This window comes from Parafrankia sp. BMG5.11 (genome assembly GCF_004337455.1).
Genome location: NZ_SJXI01000032.1, coordinates 21,908 through 45,175, shown reverse-complemented (window position 1 = coordinate 45,175; position 23,268 = coordinate 21,908). Strand labels below are relative to the sequence as shown.

Here is a 23,268-nt window from a genome sequence, read left to right as displayed (position 1 = left end):
GCCCGGCCCGGCCCGGCCGGATCAGACGCTCAGCAGAGCGTGCTCGTCGGCGCCGTAGAGGAGCTCGAAGCGACGCTGGTAGGACGGCCACCAGAAGCGGTTGAACAGAAAGCGCGGGATGGGCGGAACGGTCGCGAGGGCGGCCGTACGCAGCTCCTTGTGCGCGCCGCTCGAGTACCACCCGAAGACCGCGGGCGCGCGCCGCCGGCCGATCTCGGCGAGTGCCTGCCGGCCGATCTCCTCCATCTCGGCCAGGGTCAGATGGTCGAGCATCAGCGGGAGGACGACCGTGTCCTCGTGGTCCAGGTGCACGTTGATCAGGTCGTGCAGCGCCTCGAGAACCTGAGCCCGCTCGGTGAGCGCGACGGCGGTGTCGGCGGCCGCGGCCAGCAGCGGGTCGACCGACTCGTGCTCGGCGGCGAGAGCGTCGAGCTCGCCGGCCGCCTCCGGCGCGCGCAGGCGCAGCAGCGGCCAGAGGTCCCGGTCCTCGCCGGCATGATGGCTGTGCAGGACGCCGGTGGTCAGCGCGATCTGCTCCTCGATCAGCGCGGCGTGCTCGGCGTCCCGCGGGGCACGGGCGACCCGGGCCAGCCGGCCGAACTCCCGGCGCATCCCGGCGTGCGCGATGACGAAACCGGCCAGGTCATCCATGATCAGTGCGCGGGCCATCGAGGTTCCCTCCCTTTTTCCTTCGGATGGGACTCAGCGTGGCGGTTGCCGCTTTACGGGCACTTGGCAAGCGCTTGGTGCGCTCTTGCCGTCCAGTAGGGGGAGTCGTTCGCCTCGAGCAGGGCGAGGGCCGCGGTCAGGTGCTCCCGGGCGGCCATGTGGTCGCCGAGCGCCAGGTAGGCCTCGCCCAGGTGGCTGTCGACGGCCCCGACGACCGCTGTGCAGGTGCCCAGGCTCGCCAGCTCGCCCGAGTGCGGCCGCAGGTGGGCGATGTCCTCCTCGACGGTGTCCAGCACGCCGAGGGCCACCGCGGCGTTCAGCCGCATGACGACCGCGCTGAGCCAGGTGTAGTCGCGCGGCGGCAGCCGCATCTCGGCGAGCGCGGCGCGGCCCGCCTCGGGGCGCCCGGCGGCGGCGAGGGCCAGCGCCAGCGACCCGCGCAGGGCCTCGATGCCGGTGGAGGCCAGCGAGCGGGCCAGCGTGTCGGCCAGCCGGGCCAGCGTGCCGGCCTGGAGGGCCCGGTCGATGACGTTCGCGACGAACGAGCTCTCGACCCCGTTCTGCGCGGCCAGCCCGAGGCGCCCGACGGCGGCGGTCGCCACGTCCGCGGACTCCTCGAGCTCGCCCGAGAAGGCCAGCAGCGCCGCCCGCATGATCGCCGCCTGGTAGGCGAGGGTCGGCGAGCCGAGCCGGGTGATCATCGTGTCCGCTTCGTCCAGCGCGACCCGTGCCCGCGCGACGTGGCCGAAGCGGACCAGGTTGTCGACGAGGGTGAGGTGGGCGCCGACCAGCAGCTCCGGTGGTGTCGACGGCAGGGACGCCAGCTCTCGCGCGCAGGCGTGCCGGTGCTCGGCGTAGTCGACCCCGGTCACGGTGAGGCTGCGCAGGTGCAGGACCCGCGGCAGCAGCGCAGGGTCGTCGGCGACGTCCCGCGCCGCGGCCACGGCCAGTGCGCCGGCCCGCTCGGCCTCGGCCATCCGTCCGACGTGGGATTCGAGCACCGCGAGGCAGCCGACGGCCAGCGCCCGGTCGCGGCCGGCGGCCGGCAGCCCGCCGAGCGCCCGCTCGAGCGCGCGGTGCAGTCGGCCGCGGTCGGTGCCGTAGGGGAACGGGAACCACGGCGAGCCACCCATCGCGGCCTCGGCGACCCGGACGATCAGGTGCGGATCGTCGCCGGCCTCGTCGAGGGCCCGGTCCACCACGTCGAGCCCGTCGTTGAGCTGGCCCGCCGCGTACCGGGCGCTGACCAGGCCGAGGAGGAGCTCCAGCCGGGTGCCGCGGTCTGCGCCCGCCAGCTCGGCCGCGGCCAGCGCCTCCTGCCAGTAGCCGGCCGCGTCCTCGGGCGCGAGCCGGTCGGCCGCCGCGCGCGCCGCGCGGGCGGCGTGCTCCGTCGCGGCACGGGCCGTCTCGGCGCCGAGCTCGGCGGCGGCCAGCCAGTGCCGCGCGACCTCGCCGGCCCGCTCGGGACGTCCGGCGTACCGCTCGGCGGTGACCTCGCCGTACCGGCGGTGCAGGTGCGCGCGGCGCAGCCGGGAGTGGCCGGCGTCGAGCGCCTCGCGGACCAGCGAGTGGGAGAACCGGAACCGGCCCAGCCGGTCGCCGGCCTCGGTGATGAGCCCGGCGGCGAGCGCGGCGTCGAGCAGGTCGAGGGATGTCTCGAAGGTGTGCCCGGCGACCTGGGCGACCACGTCCGCGTCGAACTCGCCGCCGGCCACCGCCGCCGTGGCGAGCAGCGCGGCGGCGGGCTCCGGCAGGCGCGCGACCCGCCGGGACAGCACATCGCGGACGTGATCGGGCAGCGCGCCCTGCGCCCTGTCCTGCTCCGCGCCCCGGTCCGTGGCCGGCCCGGCGGCGCCGGGCCCCGCCAGGCCGCGTCGGCCGGGCCCGCGCAGGCGGACGAGCTCACCGATGAAGAACGGGTTGCCCGCGGTACGGGAGCGCAGGGCGCTCGCCGTCTCGGGTCCCGGGTCCGTGCCGGTGGTGGCCCGCATCAGCTCGCGGACGGCGGCGTCGTCCAGCCCGTCGAGGCGGAGCCGCTCGCAGCCGGACCTGGCCAGCGCGGCGCGGGTGTCCGCCAGCGCGCCGGCCTCGTGGGTGCGGAACGTGCCGATCACCATCACGCCCCGCGGCGCCGCCCCGCCGACGTGGGCCAGCAGCCGCAGCGAGGAGACGTCCGCCCAGTGCAGATCGTCGAGGACGATGACCAACGGCGCGGCCGCCGCGAGGTAGCCGGCGACTCCCTCGTACAGCCGCAGCCGGGCTCCGGCCGCGTCGTACCCGCCGGGCTCCTGCGCCCGCTGGTCGATGAGCGCGGCCACGCCGGGCGGCACCGGGACGTCCGGCCGCGCGGCGGCCACCGCGCGCAGGCTCTGCTCCCAGGGCCACAGGGCCGGCGCCACCTCGTGCTCGGGGCACGCTCCCCAGGCTGTCAACCGGCCGCACCGGCGGCCCAGCTCCGCAACGAGCCGCGTCTTGCCGACACCCGGCTCGCCGTCGACCAGCACCACGCGCCCGCGCCGGGCCGGCGCCGGGATCGCCGCGAGCAGCGCCGCCAGGGCCTCGTCGCGGCCCACGAACGGGCCGGACGGCTCAGGGGCCCCGGCCCCGGCGGGGGACACGTCGGGGAGCACGGGCCGCGGGCCGTCCAGCCCCGTCGTCGGAGACACGGCCGGCTGCGCCGCGGCCGGCTGCGCCGCGGCCGGCTGCGCCGCGGCCGGCTGCGCCGCGGGCGGCTCGTGGGCGCCACCGGTCCAGGCCAGCGCGGGGTCGTGACGCAGGATGGCGAGTTCCAGGGCGGCGAGCTCCGGCCCGGGGTCGACGCCCAGCTCCTCGGCCAGGTGGGCGCGGGCCGCCCGCAGCGCGGCCAGCGCCTCCGCCGGCCGGCCACACCGGTAGATCGCGAGGGCGAACAGCCCCCAGGCCCGCTCGCGAAGCGGGTGACGCGCCGTGAGGGCCTCCAGATCGGCGGCGGCCTCGTCGTGCCGCCCCAGCTCGACGAGCGCCCGCGCGCGGTCCTCGACGGCGCTCTGCCGCAGCTCCTCGAGACGTCCGGCTTCCGGCCTGATCCAGGACGCGTCCCGCACGTCGGCGTAGGCGTCACCGCGCCACAGCGCCAGGGCGGCGTCGAGGGCGGGCAGCGCCTCGGCCGGTCGCCCGGCCTCCAGCGAGCCGCGGGCCGCGCCGAGCGCCGCGACGAACTGCCGGGCGTCGACCTCCGCCGCGCCGGTGCGCAGCACGTACCCCGGCGCCTGGGTCACCAGCACGGTCGCCCGCGCCCGGGGGTCCCGCTCCGGCTCGAGCAGACGGCGCAGGTTCGAGACGTACACCTGCAGGCTCGCCGTCGCGCTGGCCGGCGGCTGGCCGTCCCACAGCCGCTCGATGATCGTCTCGACCGGGATGACGGTGTCGCCGGCCGCCAGGAGAAGGGCGAGCAGCGCGCGCTGTTTCGGTGGGCCGAGGTCGAGTGGCGCACCGCCCAGGAGCACCTCGACCGGTCCGAGGACCTGAATTCGCACGGGCCCGATAGTAGGGCCGGTGCGAGTGCGCCCGTGGCGTGATGGGCCGGTCAGTCGACCGCGGCCGCGCGAAGCCCCGAGATCAACGTGTCGTCACAGCCGGCGAAGAAGCCGCCGACGACGTCCTCGATCTGGCCGAAGGATTCGGCCGAGTACAACACCGGCTGGTATCTCGTGATGTCGTAGTCGGTGGTTCCCATGGCCGTGACGTCCAGCGGGCGGACGTTCACGGAGCGGAACTCCGCCATTTCTCCGTACGAGGAAAGGATTCCGGCGCCGTAGGCCTTGAGCTCGCCGTCCTCGTAGACCGTGCCGAATTCCAGCGTGAACCAGAAGACCTTGGAGATGAACTGCAGCGTGTCGGCCGACTCGGCGCGGCGGGCCGCCGCGCCGGCCGCCCGGTACAACGCGGCGAACCGGTCGCTGGCGAGCGCGTTCGCGTGCCCGACGACCTCGTGGACGACGTCGGGTTCCGGTGTGTAGAAGGGCACCGTGTGGTGCCGCAGGTACTGGGTGGCGTGGAAGACGCCGTCGGCGAGCGAGCCGTAGAACTCCCGCAGCCCGACGAGCCCGGCCGCGGGAACGTAACGGAAACCGGTCAGCTCGCTCAGCGGCCCGCTCACCTCGTCCAGCTGCGGGATCCGGTCGGCGGGCAGGCCCAGCCGCGCCGCGCCGCGCAGGAACTCGGCGCAGGCACAGCCGCGGTAGGCCAGCGCCAGCTCACCGGTGACCAGCCGCCAGAGCGCGTGCTCGGCCTCGGTGTACGCCACCCGTGGAACGGGCTGTCCTGGTCTCCACCGCAGGGCGAGCTGGGCGATCTGGTTGCGCCGGGCCTGGTATTCGCGGTCGGCCGCACCCGGATGGGAGCTGGCCAGGCGGACTTCGACCTGCCCGTCCGCCTTTTCGACGACAGGGGCGAAATACTGCGTCTCCTCGAACACGGCCACCTCCTCCGCCGGGGTAGTACCCACGGCCCAGGACACCACCCGCTCCGCGGGGTCGCAACCACACCGCGCGGTGTGGCCCCGGCCGGGGCGGTGAGCACACATATCGGGCGGGCGGCAGGCGCCGGTCGGGCGGCACGTACGTCACGTTCCGGGCGCGACCGCGGCCGTCGCGGGGGCGGCGGCCGCCCCGGTCACTCTGGACCGCTCGGCACCGACGACGTAATCTTCGAGCGCGATCGCCGCGTACCGGTACCGGTGGGGAGATTCCATGTCGTATGACTCGGCAGCGGTAAGCGGGGAGCGCGCCGGACCACCCGGCGAAACGATCGATGACGACTGGTGCCGGAACCAGTTCGATCACCTGTCGCAGGAACTCGTCGACAACCTGTACCCGGCCCTGACGCGGATGCGATCGTTATGTCCGGTTACCCGCAGTGACCGGTATGGCGGTTACTGGGTCGTCACCAGGTATGACCACGTCCTGCGGGTTGCCCAGGAATGGGAGACCTTCTCCTCGGCGTTCGGGCTGACGGTTCCGCCCAGCCCGATCGCGACGCGGAACCTGCCGGTGGAGATCGACCCACCGCTGCAACGTGAGTTCAAGCGGTTGATCAACGCCTACTTCACGCCGAAGGCCGTGCTGCCGTGGGAGCCGCGGACCAGGGCGTTGGTGAACCGTCTGATCGACGGTTTCGTCGAGCGCGGCGAGTGCGACTTCATGGCCGAGTTCGCCCGGCCCTACCCGGCTCTTTCCTTCTTCGACGTCGCGATCGGCGCACCCGCCGACCAGATCGAGCGGGTCGCCTATCTGGCCTCGAAGTCCGGCGCCCCGAAGGATCCTGACGCGGCGGCGTGCTGGCGTGGCCTGTCCGAGTGGATCAACGGCTTTCTCGACCAGCGGCGGCGTGAGCCACCGCGCGGCGACGTCGTCGACGCCGTTCTCAACGCCGAGATCCAGGGCCGGCCGATCACGCATGAGGAGATCATCGGCACGGTGCAGCTGCTGATCCTCGGCGGGCTGGAGACGACGGCCGGCGCGCTCGGGCAGATCATGCTCCGGTTCTGCCGCCAGCCGGAGATCCCGGCCGCGCTGCGTGCGAACCCCGACCTGCTGCCACAGGCGGTCGAGGAACTGTTACGCCTGGACGGCCCGTTCGTCCAGATCACCCGCACCGCCATGCACGACACCGAGATCGACGGCCATCAGATCAGGCAGGGCGAGAAGGTCATCATCTACTGGGCCTCGGCGAACCGGGACGAGGACGAGTTCCCCGCCTCCGACGAGTTCGACCTCGACCGGAAGATCAACCGGCACATGGCCTTCGGAGTGGGGCCCCACCGCTGCGTTGGCTCCAACCTGGCCCGGATGAACCTGCGCATCGCCCTCGAGGAGCTGCTCGGCAGGCTCCACGACCTCCGGCTGCAGGACGGCGCCGAGATCCACTTCCATCCGACCGTGAACCGGGCGCCGGTCGCCGTTCCGGTCACCTTCGCCCCCGGTCCCCGGCTCGGCGCCCATGGCTAGCCCGCCCCGCGCGGGCCTGCCGACCTCGCGCGGCATCGAGCACCTGAACATCACCGTCGCCGACCTCGACGAGGCGACCGCGTTCTTCGCGGACGTCCTCGGATGCCAGACGCTGTACACGATGGGCCCGTTCGAGGGCCGCCGCGGCCCGTTCATGCGGGTCATCGCGAACGCCGACGTCCGTTCCGTCGTCCACCACGTCCGCGTGCTGCGCAGCCCGTTCCTCAACATCGAGCTGTTCCAGGTGAGTACGCCGCGCCAGCGGCCGCTGTGGCCCGACCTGCTCGACATCGGCGGCTGGGGCCTGGTGGTCGCGGTCGCGGACGTCGACGCGGCCACCGACTACCTGCGCGGCAAGGAGCTCTACGAGCTCGGTGCCGGCAGGTGGATGACCTCGTGGGGCTTCCACTTCGAGGTTGTCGCCTCGCCGGCTCCGGCTCCGGCCTGGCCTCCGGGCCCCGGGGCGCTGCCCGGGTTCCGCGGCTTCGAGCGGATGCACATCACCGTCGCCGACCTCGACGAGGCGAGCGCCTTTTTCGAGGGCGTCCTCGGTTTCGAGCGGGGAGCGGACCTCTCGCCCTGGCCGCGGGGCGGCCCCGAGGGCGGGCTGCGCGCGTTCGCCAACGTCGATGCCCGGGCCAGGCCGACCCGGGCGCGCTCCCTGCGCTCGCCGCACCTGGCGGTCGAGATCATCGAATGCCCGCCGTACCCGGGGCAGAACCAGAGCTGGCCGGCGATGTTCGACATCGGCGGGTGGCACCTGGCGTTCTACGTCGACGACATCGACGCCGCCTTCGAATGGCTGACCACGCGTGACGTCCACATTCTCGGCCGGAAGAAGCCGGCGTACCTGTTCGAGGCCGGCGACGAGGCGTACACCATCCACTGCCTCGCGCCGTTCGGCCTCTACGCCGAGCTGGTGACCTATCCCCACGGGCGGCACCTGGCGGCGGAGCACGCCGGCCCCGCCTGGCACCCGGCCTGGCCGAACGGCTGAGCCGCCGGCCCGGTCGGGCTGCCGGGAGTTCGGTCAGCCGTCCTCCTCGGGCGCGTACCTCGCCAGGGACGGCACCGCCGGGATGAAGTAGTAGGCGCCGGTGACGGGCGTCGTGTAGCGGGTGAGCGCGTCGCGCAGGCCGTCGTCGCCGCCGGCCATCCGCCGCAGCATGATCTCCAGGCGTCGTTGCTCGCTGCTGAAACCGACGAACATGGTGCCGTGGTCGGTGACCGTGCCGAAGGCGGTGTTCCGGCGGAAGATCTTCAGCTCGGCGCCGTCCTCCTCGACGACCGTCCGGGAGACGTGCGAGGTCGGCGGCATCACGTCCTCGTCGAGCTCGACGCTGTCGGCCTTGGTGCGGCCGATCACCCGCTCCTGCTCCTCGACGGGGAGCTCCTGGAAGCTGTCGGAGTCGTGCCGCCACTGCTGGACCAGGACGACACTGCTGCCGGCGCCCGCGCCCTCCGCCACCACGGCCACGCCGGCCGCCTCGAGCAGTGACGGGTTCTCCGTCCCGTCGATGAACCCCGTGAGATCACGGTCGTGCTCGTACAGCCAGCCGGTGACCTCACTGGCGACCGTCGCGATCGTGGCCAGCGCGGCGACGACATCCCGCGTGTTGTTGAAGACGGCGGTGCGGTCACCTCCCGCGACCCAGACCCACGCGTCATGCTGGGTGGTGGGCATCTGGAACCCCTCGATGCCCACGACCGGCTCGGTGAAGCTGTGAACCCCCGGTGGCATTCCATCGGGCTCGACGAGCGCCCACAGCTCCGGGCGGAAGCCCACGACGAGGTTGACCCCGCCGCCGGTCGACAGCGGGCCGGTCAGCGCCGCGACCGCCTTCACCAGCTCCGCGGCTGACGCGCCGTCACGAAGGTCGAACTCGAGGTAGCAGTGCTCCGGCGTGCCGAGCCCGAAGATTCCCGTCTGCGTCACCAACCCAGCCTTTCCCGTCCGCGGCCCCATGGCCGCACGCCCCATCCTCGTCGACTCCGCCAGTGGGGGAGACAGCCGACCGGCCCCGGAGGTGCCGAGGACCGGTGAGCCCATCAACCTCCGTGATGGACGGCCTCGATGTTGTGGCCGTCGAGATCGCGGAGGAACACCGCGTAGTAGCCGGGGTGATACTCCGGCCACTCGCGTGGCGCGTGAAGCACCTCGACGCCCGCGCCGAGCGCGGCCTCGTGGACGGCGTCGACGGCCTGCCGGTCAGCCGCATGGAACGCCAGGTGCAGCTCCCGTGCCTCGGCACGCGCCGCAGGGCTGAGCCAGAAGGCGGGCACCCCGTCAGGACCGGCGAGCCCGACGACGGCGGACCCCTCGAGCGGGATGCGCATCGCCTCGCGCATCCCGAGCGGGGCGAACACCGCGAGATAGAGGGCGAGGGAGGCCTCGACGTCACCGACCTGGACACCAACGTGATCAAACATGGGCACACCGTAGCCACGGCCTACGACAGTTTCGGCCCTCGCGCCGCGGCCGGGCGCGGTTGGCCAGGTCAGGGCCGTTCCACCCGCGACCCCGGAACCGGGCGCGGAAAACCGGCGAAGATGCCCTGCACCGCCGACGATGCCAGCACGGCGTGCTGCCATTCTGGGCGCGTGGTCAACGAGCGCAGCGGCCAGGCGCCGCTCGTGGAACTCGCCGACGAGCTTGCCAGGATCTACGCGGAACCGGCGGTGGCCTGCCACCTTCTGGAGCGGGCCGGTCTTGACCGGAGCCGCCACCCACGATGGAGCAACACGCCCCGGGAGTTCTGGTACGAGGCCGGCAGGCTGCTCACCGACGGCGCCACGGTCAACGGCTGGGACCGGCTGCTCGCCGAGGCCCTCAACGACTATCCCGGTAACGGGGTCCTGCGCTCGGCGGCGGCCGCCACGGAGCCGCCACGGTACATCCGGCCGGGTACGCAGCCGCCGGCCCCCGGCGAGGGGGCTGGCGCCGAAACCGCCCCCGGCGCGGACGACGTCGTCACGAATTCGCCGCCGCCGCACCGACCACTCGGGCCACTCAAACCACCCGGATCAAGGAGACCACGCCGGTCACGCGGGCGCGGCGGCGTCGTCGGGCTCCTCGCCGTCGTCGGTGTGGTGGTGGTCGTCCTGGTCGCCGAGGTTGCCTTCGGTGGCGACAACCCGGACACGGTGGGTTCCGCCGCGGGAAAGAAGCGGTGCGCCCTGGTACGGAAGCCAGTGTCCGACGTGTTCGACAGCGCCGGAGGTCAGGGGCACGTCAAGGTCAAGTACACCGGCGACCGGGTCGTTCTGGTCGAGTTGCCACAGCGCGTCCAGGACGGTGTCCGCTGGGCCGCCGTCGCGCTTCCCTCCCGAGGTGACAGCCGGACCGGCGTCGGCTGGATGCATGCCGACGACCTCACGTCCACGCCCTGCGAAGGACCACCGGCACCGCACGGCGCGGACAGCCCGCCGCTCCCGCGCGGTTGACCGGCATAAATCCCGTTTCGCGTCCGCCATCCGGCTCGCATTGCGCCGGCCCGGCCCGCCACCCGGGAACGAGACGGCTCAGGGCCGCCTGCCCGTGGAGCACGCCCTCCCCGTCGACGAGGTTCCAGATCGTCGTGTCCTCGATCCAGAATCGGCGTCCGGACCGGGCGGTGCGTTCGCCGCGATAATCGCTGGCGTACCCGAGCAGCAGGACGCTGCCCATGAGCCGACGGCGCGCGTCCCGGCTGTCCGCCCGAGCCGACAGCCGGGACGGCATGCCCACGAACTCGTCCCAGGTGTATTCGAAATGCCGTTGCGCGGTGATGTTCGCGTACACGAAACGCGGATAGCTGCCGATCAGCAGGCCGGCGAACGTGTCGTCGTACGGCCCGCTCTCATGATCGGTAATCCGGGTCATTCGATCTGCCACAGTCGAACAGTGCGGTCCTGACTGGCACTGGCGAGGACGCGTCGGCCTGGGCCGATGAATCCGGTCGCCAGCGACATTACCACCCCGGTGTGACCGGCGAGGGGAGAACCGAGAGAGACGGGGGAAGCAAGGTCGGTCACGTTCCACAACCGGACCATCGCATCGCCACCGCCACCGGTGATGAGGGTCAGGCCGTCGTAGAAAGAGACCGACTGCACCCAGCCGGTGTGGGCGCGGAAGGGCGGTCCGAAGGGAGTGGGTGAAGTCAGGTCGGAGGTGTCGAACAGCCGCACCGTGCCGGTGCCGCCGCCGATCGCCATGGCATGGCCATCCGAGGTGAAGTCCACGGACTGTACCCATTGGGTGTGGCCGCTGATGGGGGCGCACAGAGCGCGAATATCTGCCGGGTTGGAGATATCCCACAGCCGGACCGTGTCGTCATGGCCGGCCGTCGCGATGGTCCTGTCGTCCGGGCTGAAGACCACCGACTCTATTCGATTGGTATGGCCGGTGGAAATGGTCCCGATCAGGTGGGCGGCGGCCGGATCGGCGACATCCCATAGCCGTACCCGGGCGTCATCTGTCACGGTCACGAGAACGCTCCCGTCCCGGCGAAAAGCGACTAGAAATGTAAACTCTACGAGGCCGGGAAGCGAGCCGGCGAGTTCGACCTGGGCGTTCTCGGTGATCCGCCACAGGCTGACAGTACTGTTCCGATCGCTTGGCAAGCTATTGGTGACGGCGGCCAGTAGGTGCCCGTTCGGAGCAAGAGCGACCGTGCCGACGGAGTCGGGGCTGTCGGTGTCGGTCGAGCCCAGCAGGCTTGCCGCCGCCGGGTCGGTGACATTCCACAGCCGCACCATGCCGTTCCTGGTCGCCGTGGTCAGGATCGCGCGTTCCGTTCTGTAGCTGGGAAAGGTCGCTGACCATACCGCCTCGGAGTAGCCGGTTAGGGGAGGTCCCAGCAGCCGGGGGTCCGCCCTGGGCGGATCGGCTGCCGCCTTCCTGAAGGCGGGGACGGCGACGGTCGGCACGACCGTGCCAGCGACGGCGAGCGGGACAGCCGCCGCGGCGCCGAGGAACCAGCGGCGGGTCGAGGGCCGGCTTACCGGTTTACTGGTCTCCTCGTCGCCCACCGTCGGGCGGTCATCGGAGTGAATGGGAATCGCCGCCGTCCCGGCCGATGCCCTGGAAACCGAAATGTCCCAGGTCGGGTCGGTGTGTATGACGGGCTTCTCGGTGGCCGCACGGACGTCGCTGTGGAGATGCAGTATGACGCCGGCGCGGTCCGTCCAGCCCGGCCCGTGAACGGCGGTGGCGGCGCGGGCGAGATCGAGGGCGAAGGCGTGGGCCGAAGGGGGCCGGTCGCGGGGTTCCTTTGCCAAGGCGCGCATCACCACGTCGACCAGTGGGGCTGGCACGCCTTCCGGTACCGGCGGGGGAACATTGAGGTGATGGTGCATGAGTGCCGGGATGGTCATGGCTGTGGCGAACGGAGGTGCTCCGGCGAGTAGCTCATAAATCATCACCCCGAGGGAATACAGGTCGGTCGCCGGGGTGAGCTTGCCGCCCAACAGCTGTTCCGGTGCCATGTACAGCGGAGTGCCCATCACCGCGCTGGTGGTGGTCGCCGATCCCTCCATGATTTTGGCGATACCGAAGTCGGTGACTTTGAGTAGGCCGGTCGAGTCGAACATGATGTTGCCGGGTTTGATGTCGCGGTGTAAGACTTTTTTTGGCTGCTCGTGTGCGTGAGAAAGGGCGACCGCCACTGCCAGTCCCACGGCGCAGAAGCCTTCGGTCGTCATGTCCGTGCGGCGTTCGCTAAGGGTCCCGTCGCGGAGGAGTTCCATGACGATCAGGTACAGGTCGTCGACGGCGGCGGCGTCATACACCCGGACGATGTGTGGATGGTCGAGTGTTGCCAGCAGCCGACCCTCGGCGCGGCCACGCTCCGTGGTTCGCTCCGCCTCTGCGGACAGAATTTTGATGGCGACGTCGCGGTTCAGTTCGCGGTGGCAGCCGGCAACGACCAGCCCGAATGCACCCCGGCCCAGCTGGGCACCCAGTTTGTAGCCGGGTAGCGCCGCAACCACCCGTTCCCGATCGACGATCACGAAGCGTGATCGAATATGCGTCGACGAAAATGCTCACCGTTCACCATGGTGGATTTTCAATCCCTCCATTTTGGAATGATGCTTAATCAGCATGGGGTGGTCGAGAGTCGGCGCTGTCCGGGGCGTCGACCATCTTGCGGGTGCGTCTGGGCTCGCCGGGCTGCTTACCTGTGTCGGCCCCGACCTCGCTCGCGACGACCGCTTTGCCGCCTTGACGCATGGACAGTCAGACGACGGCGGACGCGACGACGACCAGCCGTCCTTACCTGCCCAGCCTTCCAGATCGGCTGCTCGCTGGACCCCACGCCCCGAGCCTAGCGATCACCACTCACAGCGACATAACCGCAGAAACGATCGTCAGACACGGGACGGCTAATGCTGCAACCGTACTTTTGCGATCATATGGGCTGGTCGTTTCGTTGGTGATGGTGGATTGTGTAGGTGTTGGCTCGGTGATGTCACTGTGACCAGCGCACGACGTGGGCGATGGTCTGGGTTGTCTGGTGATGGGGGTGATGAACAGTCGACGGCCCAGCGGCGTCCGGTGAGCCTGGCCGGTGCGGACAGTGGGACCGGGTCGGGTGCGTGGGTGCGGAAAAAGGAGAGCGCCCAGTCTATGAAAGCGTTGCCCCGGTCGGAGGCGTAAGCCAGGTAGGCCGTGACCTGGGCGTTCTCGATTCTTTCGGCGGTTTCGGTGCGCTGGCGTTGCACCCCGACCGTGGTCGTGCCCTTCTTCAGGTCCCGGTGCCGAGGGCCGGGTTTCCGACACAGTGAGTGCTCAAGGGCGAGGTATGCATCGATAGTGGTACTCACCGTTTAGCCGCGATTCGGCTACCTGGCCGATCCGTGCCCGTGTCGAGGAACCCCTGATGCCCACCCGGAAATCGAGATTCCGTGTCTTGGTCGCTCTGCTCGCCGTACTCGCGATCTACCTGATGATTCTTGGCTTCAGCGCGCTGGGCTCGTTCGACCGCACGAGCGGCGGCGAGGTCGCCGTCGTCCGCAACGGCGGCCCGCTCGACAACCACCGGATCCGCCAGGTCATTCAACCGGCCTCCGGCCGGGTCTGGGTCGGCCTCTACTCCGACGTCCACAAGTACCCCGCCCAGCAGCGCTTTTACACGATCACCGCGAACGAGGGGCAGTGCGACCGGCCTGACCACGAGGTCGTGCGAGTGCCGTCGAAGGACGGCGTCGAGATGGGTATCGAAGGGACTCTCTACTTCTCCCTCAACACGGACCCGGGGGCGTTGCGGACCTTCGATGACAAGTTCGGCACCCGCAAGTTCCGGCTGCTGTCCGATGGCGACAACTACGCGCCGTACGAGGGAGACAACAGCTGGTCGGCGTTCCTCGACACGATCATTCGGCCGGTCATCGACAACGACCTGCGCGAGCAGATCAACACGTTCGACTGCGCGGCGCTGGTCTCCTCGTGCACGCTGGTGCAGCTGGGAGCGAACCGGACCGTGAGCTCGGGCGCCGTGGGAACCTCGCCGGTCGCCCCGACCGAATCGTCGAACGGCAACATCGCCGCAGTTCAGAAGGCGATCAACGAGTCGCTCGCCCGGGACCTGGAGACGACGCTCGGCGCGCCCTTCCTGATCAATCTCAAGTTCAACCTGGTCCGGATCACTCTGCCGACCCAGGTCCAGGAGGCGGTGAACAAGGCGCAGGCGGCCTTCGCGGGCGTGAGCGAGGCGCAGGCCCGGGTCGCGCAGGCGCGGGCCGACGCGGAGGTGAACCGGATCCACCAGTCTGGTTACGCCGAGTGCCCGGCGTGTGCGGCCATCGACGAGCTCAAGGCGATCCCGCCGAACGTGACGACGTTCGCCCCGGGCTCGGGCTTCGCGATCACCCAGCCCTGACGGGCGTCACGCCCAGGTCGACCGCTCGGCGCGGACAGCCTCTCCCTCCGCTCGGCTGAACCCACTCAGGAAACGGCCGGCGGTGAGGGGGCGGCGGTCCAGCCGCGGATCAGAGCAGCCTGGCCGTGGAGGGTGCCCTCCCGGTCGAGGAGATTCCAGATCGTCGTGTCCTCGATCCAGAAGCGGCGTCCGGACCGGGCGGTACGTTCGCCGCGGTAGTTGCCGGCGTAGCCCCGCAGCAGGACGCCGTCCATGAGCCGGCGGCGCGCGTCCCGGCTGTCCGCTCGGGCGGACAGCCGGGACGGCATCCCGACGAACTCGTCCAGGTGTATTCGAAATGTCGCTGTGCGGTCGTGTTCGCGTACACGAAAAGCGGGTCGGCCGAGGTGTCGTGCGCGAGCAGCCCGAACGGAGCGGCATCGTAGAGCCAGCGGGCAACGTCCGCCTCGACGGGATAGCCGGCCGGCAGCATCGGTTCACCGAGGAGACGCTGATAGCTGTCGGTCAACAGCTCGGCGAACGCGCTGTCGTACGGCCCCGTCCCCGAGGAAGCCGCCGGCCGCCGGGACACCTCGTCGCGCAGCGGCTTCCGATGTGTGTCGGGCATGTCTGTCTCCCATCCCCGAATCGATACCCGGGAGGCGTACACCCGCTGTGCGCGGCCCGTTCCGCCGTGCGCGGCCCGTTCATGGTACCGACGACTCCTGCCGGGGGAGCGGGCCGGAGAACCCGCGCCCGGCCGGCACCGGAGCCGACAGAAAGTAGTCGCATGACGAGTAGTGGTTGCAGATTGTCACGTAATTGGAGTGCCTCGAATGAGGCGGCCGGGCCTGCGGCGGAGTCCGGTAGGACGCCGTGCGGGCCCATTACGCATGTAGCGTGGACGGATGTAACGTTCATCTGTCCACGGCATCCCCAGGGCACCTGAAGAGAACGCCTGGGGACGTCGCCTACCGCCGCTTCGGGGGAACAGGCAGGTAGTTCGATGATCAAACCGCAGGTCAACGCGCCGAGCGAAGAGCTCGTCAGAAAAATCTTCAGTTCGAACGAACGCTGGGGCTGGGAATACGCGCCTCCGCATCCCGCGACAGCGCACCACGAGGCCTTCCACCCGCCGACGCGGGTCCAGCTTCCGGTGCCCGACCTGCGGGGGCTGGAGTTCCGCAGGCGGCAGTTGTCAGGGAAGGTCTGGCGGCCGATCGTCGGCGGACTGTTCCTGCTCGGGGGACTCGGAGCACTGGCCGAATCGCCGAGCGGCGTCGGCCCTCTGCTCATCGGCGTCGTCCTGCTTGCCTGGTATTTTGTGCCGATTCAGACGGTCAGCAAACAAATGAAGTCCATTCAGGCGGGCCACCAGGCGGAGGTCGCCCGCCGCGAACAGGACTTCCAGGTCGCGTACGCCGCCTGGCAGCAACGCGTCCACCAGCACGACCAGGCTGAGCAGTACCGGATCGGCTCGGCGCTGGAGTTCTATCCGTTGGATCCGGAGCGCCCGGCGCGGATCGATGTCTTCGGCGGTACCGGCGCCGGCTGGACAAGTCTGTTGGCCACCGGTGGCACGTCGCTGCTCACGAGCGGGTCCGGAATTCTGCTGCTCGACCTGTCCGAGCTCAGCGTCGGTGCTGGTCTGGTCATGCTCGCCAACAACGCGGACGCGCCGATCTCGGTCGACGTGCGGGAACTGCCCAACTCGCTGGAACGGATCGGCCTGCTCGGCGAGCTCGACCTGCGAGAGGCCTCCGAACTGCTCGCCGACGCCTTCGACGCGGACCGCCGGGGCGGGGGCGACCAGAGCCTGCGCGCGATCGACCTCAACATCCTGCGCAGCGTGGCGTCGTCGATCGAAGCGCCGTTGACCTTCGCCCGGCTCGCCGCCGCGCTGCGCATCCTCGACAACCAGAGCTCGGCCGTCCACGAAGGCGTGTTCAGCGACTACGAGGTGCAGGCGCTGCAGCAGCGGATGTACGACCTCGGCCAGCGGGAGCGGACGGTCGACCAGATCAGCTTCCTGCGCACCGAGCTGGAGACACTCGCCGGCTCCGACGCCTCGGCGGCCGATGTCCCGCCGGCGGAACCGGCGGCCTGGTGGCCGGGCGGCGGCCTGCGGGTACTGGCGACGACGAGCTCGGGGCGCGGCAACTCCGGGCGGCGCAAGCTGCTCACCGACCGGATTCTTGTCGAGACGCTGCTGCACCAGCTGCGCGGCAACGGGCACGCCGGTCTCAACGACGTCGTCGTCATCGCCGGCGCCGACCATCTCGGCCGCGAGACCCTGACGACGCTGACCCGGCAGGCGGAGGCGGCCCGTGTCCGGCTCGTCCTGCTGTTCAAGAGTCTCAGCGACGACGCGGAAAAGCTGATCGGCACCGGCCACAGCGCGGCGATCTTCATGCGGCTGGGCAACGCCCGGGAGGCCTCCGCCGCGGCCGACCACATCGGCAAGGGCTTCCGTTTCGTGCTCTCCCAGGTCACTAACCAGATCGGCGACAGCTTCACGGAAGGGCTCGCCAACAGCTACGGCGAACAGGACGGCACGGCGTTCACCGAGGGAGAGGGCCGCCAGCGCGGTTACGGCCCCGGCGGAGGCAGCGGCGGCCGGAACTGGAACCACTCGACCACGACGTCGCACTCGTCGACGTGGACCAACACCCTCAACGTCTCCAACACGGTCAGCCGGAACCTCGGCACGACCCTGCAGCGCGAGAAGGACTACACCGTCGAGCCGACCGTGCTGCAGAGCCTGGCCACGACGGCGTTCATCCTGGTGGGCACGTCCAGCGGTCCCGGCCGGGTGCGCTCCGGCGACTGCAACCCAGGCCTGTTGCTGCTGCCCAGGGTCTCGGAGCAGCCCCGGGATCTCACCGGGGCCGCACCCGCCTACGGCGCGGGGAGCCTGAACCAGGGCGGTGCCACGGCCACGCAGCAGCTACCGGCGCCACAGCGAGAGTTCCAGCACCAGCTGCCGCCGGGGTACCCGCAGCAGCCGGGCTATCCGCTGCCGCCGGACTACCTGCAGCAGCCGGGCTATCCGCAGCAGCCAGCGCAGCAGGGCCCCTACCACCCAGGCCACTCGTCCGGTACCGGCGCCCATCCGAACCAGCCTCCGCACACCTGGCCGGGGCAGAAGTAGCCGGTGACAGGAATCCGGTGACAGGAATGCTGGACGGTTTCCGCTTCCACAGGCTGCTCTCCGCCCCGCGTCCGCCAGACCCGTCGGAGAGGCCCGACCCGGCGCCGGCCCAACTGTTCGCCGCACTCATCGCGGCGCATGCCGACCTGACCCAGGGCGCAGAGGTCGAGGCCGACCCCTACCCGTGTGTCCCGGGCCAGTTTCCCGCGGTGGACGCCGGCCCGGCTGCGGCTGCGGTCGCGGTCGCCTGGGTGCGAGTGCCCGGCGACCCGCATCTGCGGATTCTGGTCGGCGGGAACCCGTACTTCCCGGCGGCGGGCACCGTCGCGTCCGCCGCCGTGGAAGGCGTGGCGGTGCCGGTGCTGTACCCGCCGGGCAGCACTGGCGTTCCGGTCGACACGACCGACCTCGTGACGGCACTGGCCGGCTTCCCGCACTGGCTGCGGTGCGATGGGACGGCCGACGCCCTCTGGGGCGCGGACGCCGGCGGTGGAGCCCGCAGCGGGGCTCGCAACGGCGGCGGAGCCCGGCAGGGCGACGGGCCGGCGCGTCACGGCTCCTTCGACGACTACGCCGCTCACCTGCCGGGCGCCTTCGCCTGGCTGGTGATCGGGCAGCCGGTGCCCACCGGGGTCGTCGACACCGAACGCGGCGACCTGCTGCGCATGATTCCCTTCCTGCGCCAGCGGGAGCGCGACGAGCACGCCTGTCTCGAGCTGGAACGAGCCGAGGCCCGCTACCGCGAGCTGACCCGCTCGACAGCGACCGGAATGTGGGACGTGCGGGTGCTCGTCGGCGCGCCGACGAGCACAGCGGCGCGACTGACCGCCGCGCTGCTGTGCGGCGCCGGGGACCTCGACGATCTGCCCTACCTCCTCACCCCGGCGCGGGGCGGGCCGATGTCGCTGGCCGAGGCCCTGGGCCCGACCGCGCCGCCGCGGGCCGCCCCGCCGCCGCAGGCCATCAGCGCCGGCCCGGGCGGCACGTGGACGGCGGGCCCGTCAGGTCCCGCCGGGCGTCCCGGATTCGGTCCCGGCACCGCCCCCGGCCGTACCGGACCGGGAGGCATCGCCACCGGGCCGGCCGGCAGTTCCGCGCCCGGGCGTGCCGGCCCCGCCGTCGGAGGCCCGGCGACAGCCGGCGTCGAAGCGACCTTTCCGTTCCGCGCGGGCGGGGAGCTCCTCGCCGCGCTCGCGCGCCCGCCCAGGCGCGAACTCCCGGGGATCACACTGGTGACCCCGCACACCTTCGACGTCACCCCCGAGGGAGTCGTTCAGGCGAGCCGGCCGATGGCACCGGCGGCGACCGTGCCCGGCGGCGGACTCGTGCCCGGCGGCGGGCTCGTGCTCGGCCAGGTGCTCGACGCGGCCTGGTCGCCGGCAGGCGTCCTGCCGGTTCCGCGCTCGACGCTGAACCGGCACGGCTTCGTCAGCGGCGCGACCGGCTCCGGCAAGTCGCAGACGGTCCGATCACTGCTCGAGTCGCTGGCGCGGGCCGCGGACCCGGTGCCGTGGCTGGTGCTGGAACCGGCGAAGGCCGAGTACGCCCGGATGGCCGGTCGGCTCACGGGCCACAGCGAGGTCATCGTGATCAAACCGGGGCGCCTGGACGCGCCACCGGCCGCACTCAACCCCCTGGAACCGGAACCCGGCTTCCCGCTCCAGAGCCACATCGACCTCGTCCGCGCGCTGTTCCTGGCCGCGTTCGAGGCGCACGAGCCGTTCCCCCAGGTACTCGCCCGGGCCCTGACCGTCTGCTACACCGACGCTGGCTGGGATCTGGTGGCCGGCCGGATGCGGCCCGAGCACCGGCCGCGGTTCCGCGACGACGAACCGGCCGTATCCGTGCGGCCCCGCTATCCGACGCTCGGTGACCTGCAGCGCACCGCCGCCCGGGTCGTCGAGAACATCGGCTACGGCGCCGAGGTGACCGCGGACGTGCGCGGTTTCGTCGACGTGCGGATCGGCTCGCTGCGGGAGGGGACGCCCGGACGGTTCTTCGAGGGCGGTCACCCCCTCGACGTCGGCGCGCTCCTGACCCGCAACGTGGTCTTCGAGCTCGAGGACATCACCAACGACCAGGACAAGGCCTTCCTCCTCGGCGCGGTGCTGATCCGCGTCGTCGAGCACCTGCGGGTCAAGTACGGCAGCGCGGGGACGGGTGAGCTGCGGCATGTCCTCGTCGTCGAGGAGGCCCACCGGCTACTCAGGAACGTCGAGAGCGGCCCGGCAGCGGCCGCCGTCGAGCTGTTCGCGTCGCTGCTCGCCGAGATCCGCGCCTACGGCGAAGGCGTCCTCGTCGTCGAACAGATCCCGTCGAAGATCATTCCTGACGTGCTGAAGAACACCGCGCTGAAGGTGATGCACCGGCTGCCCTCGGCGGAGGACAGAGCGGCCGTCGGCGCCACGATGAACCTGCGGGAGGAGCAGTCCGAGCTGGTCGTCGCGCTGCCTCCGGGCGTGGCGGCGGTAGCGGTCGACGGGATGGACCGTCCGGTGCTCGTCCGGATGACGCCGGGCTCGGATCGGGAGTCGATGGACGAAGCCAGCTACGACGGCACGCCACTCGGCGGACGACGGAGCAATCTGTGCGGCGCGGACTGCCGGCGTGACGGCGCCTGCACGCTTCGCCAGATCAACGACGCGGCTCACCTCGCTTCCAGCCCCCGCCTGGTCATCTGGGTCGAAACGGTGGCCGCGTACCAGGTCATCGGCTTGGCCCATCTGCTCGGCCAGGCGCCACCGAAACCGGTGGCGCCGCTGTCCGGTGAGCTGCTCGCCCTGCCGACCCGGACCAGGGACTGCCTGCTCGCGCAGGCGGTGGACCGGGCGGTCGCCGCGCGGGCGACCCTGCTGCGCGGCCACGTCGATCCGGACGACTTCGCCGGCCGGCTCGCGGGCACACTCGCCGGACTGCTCGCCGGCACCGCGCAGGACGACGCCGACACCCGTCGCTGGACCGCCGGCTCATACCGCTACCAGGACGTCCGCCGGACCCTGAACGAGGCCCAGAGCGGCCCCGACGCCGACCGCCCCCACCCGGAGACGCCCGACTGGCGCCGCCGTGGGCTGTCACTGGTGAGCCAGACGGTGCCCGCGCAGTTCGCGGAGCTCCGCGACAGCGCCCACTACGCCCCCGGCGCGGACGCCGTGAGCCTCGGTGACCTGGCGACCAGTGGCCTCGCCGTCGCCGTGAAGACGCTTACCGGCGGGACGTCCAAGGAGCACCTGCGCGCGGCGCTGCGCCTGGCCTGCGGCGACGCCGACCTGGAGGCGCTGCACTTCCAGATCGCCGACCTGCTGGAGAAGTACGTCGCGGACGGAGGGCGCTGACCGAATGGCGACCGACGGCCCGACGACGACCGACACTCCGCCTCCTCCGCCACCACCTCCGCCGCCGGACACGTCCACCCGGGAGAAGGCCTCGGCCCTTGACGGCCGGGGCCTGTCCGGCGGCGCCGCTCAGTACGCCACGCGACCTGAGCACGAGAGCGACAGCGCGCGGACAGCCGAGCCCGGCACCCAGGACAAGATGAGTCCGCTCGACGGCGATCCCACGCCGCACGAACCGCAGAACACAGACCAGCAGAGTCCGGCGAAGCAGGACCGGGAACCACAGGGGCTGGAACCGCCAGGCCGCGGTCTTGAACCGACGCCTGAGTTCCAGTCCCACCTCGACGAGCGCAAGGCCGCTATCGAGGAACGCAAGGCCGCCAGCGAGACGAGGCCCTCCGACCAGGCCACCGAGCCAGCGGTTGCGCCCGAGCGGGACGTCGAGTCCGAGCCGGCGGCTCGGCCCGGAGCTCCGCCAGATGCCCGGAATGCAAACAGCGAGCCCGACGCGTCCACTGCGCCGGGTACGCGACGTGCACCTGAGGTGCCCGCCGCCCGGGAGGAACAGCCGGACAGGACGGAACAGCCGGACGGGCGGGAGCCGGCAGATGCCCAGAACATCCCGGAGCAACCGACGGCTTCCGCTCCCGGGAGCGGGCCCGACCGTCCGCAACCGTCCCGGCAGGAGCCCGACGTCTCGGCAGGCCCGGGGACCTCGGAAACTCCCGAGGCACCGGGGGAGGAGGAGACGAGTTCCCCCGACGTCGTCGGCGACGCCGACAATCGCCACGATCCCCACAACGACACCGATGTCCAGCCGGAACCGGAACCGGAATCCGCAGAGGAGCCCAGGCCGGCAACCGAGGATGAAGGCAGTTCTGTAGCGGGGAATTCGGCTCCCGAGTGGGCCTCGGACGAAGTTCGTGCCGGCGAGCTGGAGACTGATCCTTTCGACCGGGCTGAGCCTGCTGCCGCCGAGGCGAGTAGTCCCCACGAGGAGAATGTCGCCGATCAGAACGATGCCGAGCGCGACCAGGTCCCACTCGGTCTGACGCAGCATGGACAGGAAGACGCTGGCCGGGGTGCCGACCAGATCAGCGGCACGACAAGTAACGAGGACTTCAGCGTCAGCGGTGCCCGCCAGGAGCCCGTGGTGCCTGAAGGGCCTGATGCGCTGCGGCGAGCGGAGTCACCGGATCTCCAGCATGCGGACGGGCGCCAGGCCCACATCGACGATCACGAGGTCACCCAGAGCGGCCACGTCGACGAACCCGTCGGCACCGTGGCCGACCAGGACCTGCAGACCGGCCCACAGAGCGAGCAACATCTTGCCGCGACGACGCCCGAGACCCAGGCCGACCGGAATGAGCAGCCCGACAGACGGACTGTCGCGAGCCAGAACGAGACCCCGAACTCAGTGGATGGCGAAGCGCCGCCCACGGCCAGCTCCGACAACCTCAGGTCAGCCGGAGAACTCGGCGACCCGCCGACAGCGTCCGAGACGAGGAGCCAGGATGCTCCGGCAGCCGGTGACCACACGATCAAGGGATATACGTTCACCGTGGATGAGCATGGCCGTACCAGAAGGGCGACCGGCACGTTGAATGTCGATACTCCGGACAGGCGTGACGCGGCCGCGGCCAGGGAGGCCAGAGCAGCCGGCAAACCGGGCGACGACGCCGGCCACCTCATCGGCCATCGGTTCAATCCACCGGAGGGACGCATCAACCTCGTTCCTCAGGACATGAACCTGAACCGCGGGGCTTACCGGAGCCTGGAGAACAAGCTGGCCCAGGCGGCACGGGACAAGAGCGTCGAAGTCGACATCCGGGTTGTGTACCCGGAGGGTAGTCAGCGGCCGAGCGGGATTGCGATCCGGTATAAGATCGACGGCGAGACCGAGATAGTTCGATTCAGGAACAGGGCGGGTGGACGATGACGGACCGGGATTCCCAGGCGGACGCGATCGAACGGCTCGGGCGCGCTATCTATTCCTCGGTCGACTTTGAGTTCGACGTAATACGATTCAGCTGCGATATCTCCGAGCCGGATGTCCAGAAAATCAAAATCAGTGCGAGTAAGAACGATGTGAAGCATGAGGTCGATCTTGGTGACGATGTGTACGAGGCGCTGGACGAACTCGAGGACGCCTTTCGGGAAAGCCAGAAAGAAACGCCAAAGGTAATAAGTGGCAGCATTGCGCGCGATGGAAAGATTGAGATTGACCTGGCTTACTGATCAAGGGGTTGCGGTGAGGCAGGTCGAGGAAGCTGAGGCGCTGCAGGCCGAGC

16 protein-coding genes and 2 pseudogenes are annotated in these 23,268 nt (G+C 70.9%); 8 read left to right on the top strand and 10 right to left on the bottom strand.

The annotated features are described in order from the left end of the window. Window positions 1-21: 21 nt before the first annotated feature. The 4 genes from E0504_RS22340 to E0504_RS53510 form a co-directional block, all read right to left on the bottom strand. Window positions 22-669: a hemerythrin domain-containing protein gene (locus E0504_RS22340; protein ID WP_112106070.1), complete on the bottom strand. Its 648-nt coding sequence runs from the start codon at window positions 667-669 to the stop codon at window positions 22-24. 53 nt (window positions 670-722) lie between these two features. Then, complete coding sequence (locus E0504_RS22335; RefSeq protein ID WP_207974582.1) at window positions 723-4,184, bottom strand: BTAD domain-containing putative transcriptional regulator; 3,462 nt, start codon at window positions 4,182-4,184, stop codon at window positions 723-725. Window positions 4,185-4,234: 50 nt separating this feature from the next. Continuing rightward, entirely contained in the window at window positions 4,235-5,125 is an 891-nt protein-coding gene (locus E0504_RS22330; RefSeq protein WP_112106080.1) for a phenylalanine 4-monooxygenase, read from the bottom strand. Window positions 5,126-5,272: 147 nt separating this feature from the next. Beyond that, entirely contained in the window at window positions 5,273-5,401 is a 129-nt protein-coding gene (locus E0504_RS53510; RefSeq protein ID WP_255565684.1) for a hypothetical protein, read from the bottom strand. Between E0504_RS53510 and E0504_RS22325 the strand changes: the two genes are divergently transcribed. Both E0504_RS22325 and E0504_RS22320 read left to right on the top strand, forming a co-directional pair. Further along, window positions 5,400-6,656, top strand: a complete 1,257-nt coding sequence (locus E0504_RS22325) for a cytochrome P450 (RefSeq protein ID WP_112106069.1) — start codon at window positions 5,400-5,402, stop codon at window positions 6,654-6,656. The genes E0504_RS53510 and E0504_RS22325 overlap by 2 nt on opposite strands. After that, on the top strand, window positions 6,649-7,653 hold the full coding sequence (locus E0504_RS22320; RefSeq protein ID WP_112106068.1) for a VOC family protein: 1,005 nt from the start codon (window positions 6,649-6,651) through the stop codon (window positions 7,651-7,653). The genes E0504_RS22325 and E0504_RS22320 overlap by 8 nt, the downstream gene beginning before the upstream one ends. A 33-nt stretch (window positions 7,654-7,686) precedes the next feature. Here E0504_RS22320 and E0504_RS22315 read toward each other — a convergent pair whose 3' ends face one another. Together E0504_RS22315 and E0504_RS22310 are read right to left on the bottom strand one after the other, a co-directional pair. Beyond that, on the bottom strand, window positions 7,687-8,592 hold the full coding sequence (locus E0504_RS22315; RefSeq protein ID WP_112106079.1) for a Dyp-type peroxidase: 906 nt from the start codon (window positions 8,590-8,592) through the stop codon (window positions 7,687-7,689). Window positions 8,593-8,705: 113 nt separating this feature from the next. Further along, on the bottom strand, window positions 8,706-9,086 hold the full coding sequence (locus E0504_RS22310) for a VOC family protein (protein WP_112106067.1): 381 nt from the start codon (window positions 9,084-9,086) through the stop codon (window positions 8,706-8,708). A gap of 120 nt (window positions 9,087-9,206) precedes the next feature. On the opposite strand from E0504_RS22310, the gene E0504_RS22305 reads away from it, so the two are divergent. Further along, window positions 9,207-10,100 (top strand): effector-associated domain EAD1-containing protein, encoded by an 894-nt coding sequence (locus tag E0504_RS22305; protein ID WP_131625807.1) that lies wholly within the window; start codon window positions 9,207-9,209, stop codon window positions 10,098-10,100. Here E0504_RS22305 and E0504_RS22300 read toward each other — a convergent pair. The 3 genes and pseudogenes from E0504_RS22300 to E0504_RS52180 form a co-directional block, all read right to left on the bottom strand. Beyond that, a complete protein-coding gene (locus tag E0504_RS22300) occupies window positions 10,030-10,518 on the bottom strand; it encodes an MEKHLA domain-containing protein (protein WP_112106065.1) in 489 nt (162 codons plus the stop codon). The two genes, E0504_RS22305 and E0504_RS22300, sit on opposite strands and share 71 nt — an antisense overlap. Next, window positions 10,515-12,647: a WD40 repeat domain-containing serine/threonine protein kinase gene (locus E0504_RS22295; RefSeq protein WP_243657575.1), complete on the bottom strand. Its 2,133-nt coding sequence runs from the start codon at window positions 12,645-12,647 to the stop codon at window positions 10,515-10,517. The genes E0504_RS22300 and E0504_RS22295 overlap by 4 nt, the downstream gene beginning before the upstream one ends. Before the next feature lie 573 nt (window positions 12,648-13,220). Continuing rightward, window positions 13,221-13,388 (bottom strand): annotated as a pseudogene (locus E0504_RS52180) (IS701 family transposase); the annotation flags it as partial. Between the two features lie 158 nt (window positions 13,389-13,546). Between E0504_RS52180 and E0504_RS22285 the strand changes: the two are divergent. Further along, window positions 13,547-14,515 (top strand): SPFH domain-containing protein, encoded by a 969-nt coding sequence (locus tag E0504_RS22285; protein ID WP_235013913.1) that lies wholly within the window; start codon window positions 13,547-13,549, stop codon window positions 14,513-14,515. Between the two features lie 65 nt (window positions 14,516-14,580). Here the strand turns inward: E0504_RS22285 and E0504_RS52175 are convergent. After that, window positions 14,581-14,987 (bottom strand): annotated as a pseudogene (locus E0504_RS52175) (MEKHLA domain-containing protein). Window positions 14,988-15,500: 513 nt separating this feature from the next. Between E0504_RS52175 and E0504_RS22275 the strand changes: the two are divergent. The 4 genes from E0504_RS22275 to E0504_RS22260 all read left to right on the top strand — a co-directional run bounded on the left by E0504_RS22275 (window position 15,501) and on the right by E0504_RS22260 (window position 23,215). Continuing rightward, window positions 15,501-17,645: a hypothetical protein gene (locus E0504_RS22275; RefSeq protein WP_112106062.1), complete on the top strand. Its 2,145-nt coding sequence runs from the start codon at window positions 15,501-15,503 to the stop codon at window positions 17,643-17,645. A 26-nt stretch (window positions 17,646-17,671) separates the two neighbouring features. Further along, window positions 17,672-20,977 (top strand): ATP-binding protein, encoded by a 3,306-nt coding sequence (locus E0504_RS22270; protein WP_131625819.1) that lies wholly within the window; start codon window positions 17,672-17,674, stop codon window positions 20,975-20,977. Between the two features lie 1,153 nt (window positions 20,978-22,130). Further along, window positions 22,131-22,916, top strand: a complete 786-nt coding sequence (locus E0504_RS50465) for a DNA/RNA non-specific endonuclease (RefSeq protein WP_165938576.1) — start codon at window positions 22,131-22,133, stop codon at window positions 22,914-22,916. After that, the gene (locus tag E0504_RS22260; protein ID WP_112106059.1) at window positions 22,913-23,215 is read left to right on the top strand and encodes a hypothetical protein; all 303 of its coding nucleotides are present in this window, start codon (window positions 22,913-22,915) and stop codon (window positions 23,213-23,215) included. The genes E0504_RS50465 and E0504_RS22260 overlap by 4 nt, the downstream gene beginning before the upstream one ends. The last annotated feature ends 53 nt before the right edge of the window (window positions 23,216-23,268 follow it).

Excerpts from the sequence above, each read along its gene's own strand:
- E0504_RS22340 (WP_112106070.1), bottom strand. The coding sequence starts at position 669 with ATGGCCCGCGCACTGATCATGGATGACCTGGCCGGTTTCGTCATCGCG.
- E0504_RS22325 (WP_112106069.1), top strand. The coding sequence starts at position 5,400 with ATGTCGTATGACTCGGCAGCGGTAAGCGGGGAGCGCGCCGGACCACCC.
- E0504_RS53510 (WP_255565684.1), bottom strand. The coding sequence starts at position 5,401 with ATGGAATCTCCCCACCGGTACCGGTACGCGGCGATCGCGCTCGAAGAT.
- E0504_RS22320 (WP_112106068.1), top strand. The coding sequence starts at position 6,649 with ATGGCTAGCCCGCCCCGCGCGGGCCTGCCGACCTCGCGCGGCATCGAG.
- E0504_RS22310 (WP_112106067.1), bottom strand. The coding sequence starts at position 9,086 with ATGTTTGATCACGTTGGTGTCCAGGTCGGTGACGTCGAGGCCTCCCTC.
- E0504_RS22305 (WP_131625807.1), top strand. The coding sequence starts at position 9,207 with ATGCCCTGCACCGCCGACGATGCCAGCACGGCGTGCTGCCATTCTGGG.
- E0504_RS22300 (WP_112106065.1), bottom strand. The coding sequence starts at position 10,518 with ATGACCCGGATTACCGATCATGAGAGCGGGCCGTACGACGACACGTTC.
- E0504_RS22275 (WP_112106062.1), top strand. The coding sequence starts at position 15,501 with ATGATCAAACCGCAGGTCAACGCGCCGAGCGAAGAGCTCGTCAGAAAA.
- E0504_RS22270 (WP_131625819.1), top strand. The coding sequence starts at position 17,672 with ATGCTGGACGGTTTCCGCTTCCACAGGCTGCTCTCCGCCCCGCGTCCG.
- E0504_RS22260 (WP_112106059.1), top strand. The coding sequence starts at position 22,913 with ATGACGGACCGGGATTCCCAGGCGGACGCGATCGAACGGCTCGGGCGC.